4 protein-coding genes are annotated in these 2,904 nt (G+C 62.3%); all 4 read left to right on the forward strand.

The window, feature by feature from the left end; translation table 11 throughout:
• Positions 1 to 1,006: WIAG-tail domain (locus IDH44_RS23610; RefSeq protein ID WP_190921294.1), on the forward strand; the 1,006-nt coding region annotated here is incomplete at its 5' end.
• Between the two features lie 152 nt (positions 1,007 to 1,158).
• On the forward strand, positions 1,159 to 1,443 hold the full coding sequence (locus tag IDH44_RS23615; RefSeq protein ID WP_190921295.1) for a nucleoside-diphosphate sugar epimerase: 285 nt from the start codon (positions 1,159 to 1,161) through the stop codon (positions 1,441 to 1,443).
• 22 nt (positions 1,444 to 1,465) lie between these two features.
• A complete protein-coding gene (locus tag IDH44_RS23620) occupies positions 1,466 to 1,813 on the forward strand; it encodes a restriction endonuclease subunit S (RefSeq protein WP_190921296.1) in 348 nt (115 codons plus the stop codon).
• A gap of 71 nt (positions 1,814 to 1,884) precedes the next feature.
• Positions 1,885 to 2,232 carry a hypothetical protein gene (locus tag IDH44_RS23625; RefSeq protein WP_190921297.1) on the forward strand — a complete coding sequence of 116 codons (348 nt, stop codon included), beginning with the start codon at positions 1,885 to 1,887 and terminating at the stop codon, positions 2,230 to 2,232.
• The last annotated feature ends 672 nt before the right edge of the window (positions 2,233 to 2,904 follow it).

Genomic DNA, 2,904 nt, shown 5'->3' on the forward strand with positions numbered 1-2,904 from the left:
AGTCCTGCTCGAGGGCAGCGTAGACGGCGCCAAGCTGGCGGACGGCAGCGTGGATGCGAGCAAGCTGGCGGACGGCAGTGTGAATGCGAGCAAGCTGGCGGACGGCAGTGTGAATGCGAGCAAGCTGGCAAGCGGAGCAGTGCAGGCGCAGCTGGGAGCCGGTAGTCTGAGCGGCGAGGTCCTGCTCGAGGGCAGCGTAGACGGCGCCAAGCTGGCGGATGGCAGCGTGGATGCGAGCAAGCTGGCGGCGGGCGCGGTAGATGCGAGCAAGCTGGCGGACGGCAGTGTGGATGCAAGTAAGCTGGTAGCGGGCGCGGTAGATGCAAGTAAGCTGGCGAGCGGAGCAGTGCAGGCGCAGCTGGGAGCCGGTAGTCTGAGCGGCGAAGTCCTGCTCGAGGGCAGCGTAGACGGCGCCAAGCTGGCGGATGGCAGCGTGGATGCGAGCAAGCTGGCAGCGGGCGCGGTAGATGCAAGTAAGCTGGCGCCGGAGGTGCGGGCTGCACTGCAGACGCGTCACGAGTTGATCGGCGGCGACCAGTTGGCAGCCGAGGCGGTGTCGGCGATGCATTTGGCCGAAGGCTGCATCAGCTCCGACAAGCTCGCGGCAGGCGCGGTCGCTTCGGCTCATCTGGCCGAGGACGTCGTCGGGCGCGAGCAGCTCTGTACAGGAGCCGTGACGAATCGGCACGTGACACCGGGCAGCATTACGAGGGACCGTCTCGCCTTTGAGCCTGTCATCGATACGTCCGGTCGCAAGGCGGGACAGTGCTTTGGCCTGGCGCAGTACGCGTTTGCGGGACAGGATGAACGCGTCGAGGTCGTCATTCAATTGGCACAACCCTTCGCGGACACGGCGTATGCATTGACGGCCACAACGGATCACCCGTCCTGCTACGCAATCGTGCAGGCCAAGGAGAAGGATCGCGCCGTAATCGCGATCATTCGTACCCGCTTCAGCCCGCAACCGTCGGGCATGCTCAACTGGATTGCGATGGGCACGGTATGAGCGGGCGCTTGCCGGTAACAGGAACACGGTACCAATCGGCAGCGATGCGATAGCAATTGTCGGCAGCCCGGGTCGAATTGACAGTAGCACCCGGAGCGGCTGTGCATATGCTGGTTAGGAATGCGTAGAGACGGGAATGGAGGTGAGCGGGCATGCAGCAACCGATTACGGATATCGTCGAGCACTTGTCGGCCTCTCACCGGGAGATGGCGCGCGTGCTGGAAGCCAAGCGGCACGTCGCCGTCCGTCTCGCGGAGGGGGTACACGCGCTCCCGGACGAGAATCCGGCCTTTGAAGGCATGCCGGTGCTGATCGAAAACGCGAAGCTGGTCACCAAATCAATCGTAGGCTATCTCAATAGTCTGGCTGATCTGGAGGAGACGATCGCGGATCATCTGTCGCATGTGTTCAAAGAAATTGACGGCCAAGAGGAATAAGCCGGCCAAGGAGTGAGGCACAATGAGCCGCGAGCAATCGTATCTGCGGATGCTGGAGACCTCGGCCAAGCTGCAGTTGAATATGGCCCTCATGCTGGAGGCCAAGGCGCTCGAAGCCGAGAAGGTCCGCAACTGGGTCGGCCACCATGTGAATCCGGACGCCTTTGGGTCGCAGCAAGAGCTGCTGCAGGAAAGCATGGATATTCATGATCAGCTCATCGAGGTCATCGACGGGCTATCCAAGCTCGGTCAAGGGATGTCGAGCGTCATGAAGGTCGTGCTGCGTCATGATCAGGAAGAGTCGGGCGACATGATGGGCGGCATGGAAGGGTTGTTCGGAGGAGACTTCGGCATGGGCGGGGACAAATAAGCATCCGCTCCAGGCGGGTGCGCTCGCACGCTGCTCGCACATGACGATCAACAGCGGACGAGGTGGTACCGATGCACAGCAAGGTCAGGGAGCGCGAAGTCAGGCTGGAGCTCGTGTCCGCCTTGGCCCGCAGTCAGCGAGCCGTCGCGAGCATGCTGGAGAGTGTGGCAGACATCTGTGCCTCCTCGCCGGCCTTTCGGACCAGACTCCAGCGCAATCAACAGGTGCTGGAGGCGGTGCAGCACGCCCTCACCCGCCAGATCGAAACGGCTGCCAGGCCGCCTCGCGCCCCGCGCCGCGCCGGCCGCGCACAGCCATGGCTAAGCAGTGGAGACGGCGTATACGGCGGGCAGGCACAGCCACGGCTAAGCAGCGGAGACGGCGTATACGGCGGGCGGGCAGCCTCCAGGCGGCTATAGCGATGTGAGCAAAAGTCCGTCAAGTACGCCGGCATACCTGTCATAGCTGGTGACGCTCAAGAAATCAAGTCACGGATGCAGCACGGGGGGCGGGCAGAGGTCGAGACTGTTCTTTGGTAATCCGTGCTGGCCAAACCATGTGAGCTCGTTCATGCGAGCTGATCCATACGAGCTGATCCATGCGTGTTGATCCATAAGAGCTCATATATGCGTATTGATCCATGCGTGCTCATCCATAAGAGCTGATCGATACGAGCTAATCTCAATAAGCTGAACCATGCGTGCTGAACCATGCGAGCTAATCTATGCAAGCTGAACCATGCGTGCTGATCCATGGTGATCTGTGCTGACTTGCGCCTGTTGGCGTCACGATGTCGGCGAAATTAAGCTGTAACGGACACAGGAGACGCTTAGCACCGTTATTTGGCTTCTTTCCACGTCTAACGGTCATGAGCGACGCTTAGCGGGCATGAAGTGCCGTGTAGGTGGCTGAAATGACCGCTAAGCGTCGCTGGTGTCCGTTAGGGCCGCGCGCGCGGCCGATTGAGGCGCTAAGCGTCGCTGGTGTCCGTTAGAGCTGGCCATGGCGCCTGGGGGCTCCGCACCCGCGCGGTCGCCCCGGCGCCTGGCGGCTCGCACCCGTGCGGTCGCCCCGGTGCCTGGGGGCTCCGC

Origin of the sequence: Paenibacillus sabuli, from assembly GCF_014705605.1 — a bacterium.
Lineage (GTDB): Bacteria > Bacillota > Bacilli > Paenibacillales > Paenibacillaceae > Paenibacillus_D > Paenibacillus_D sabuli.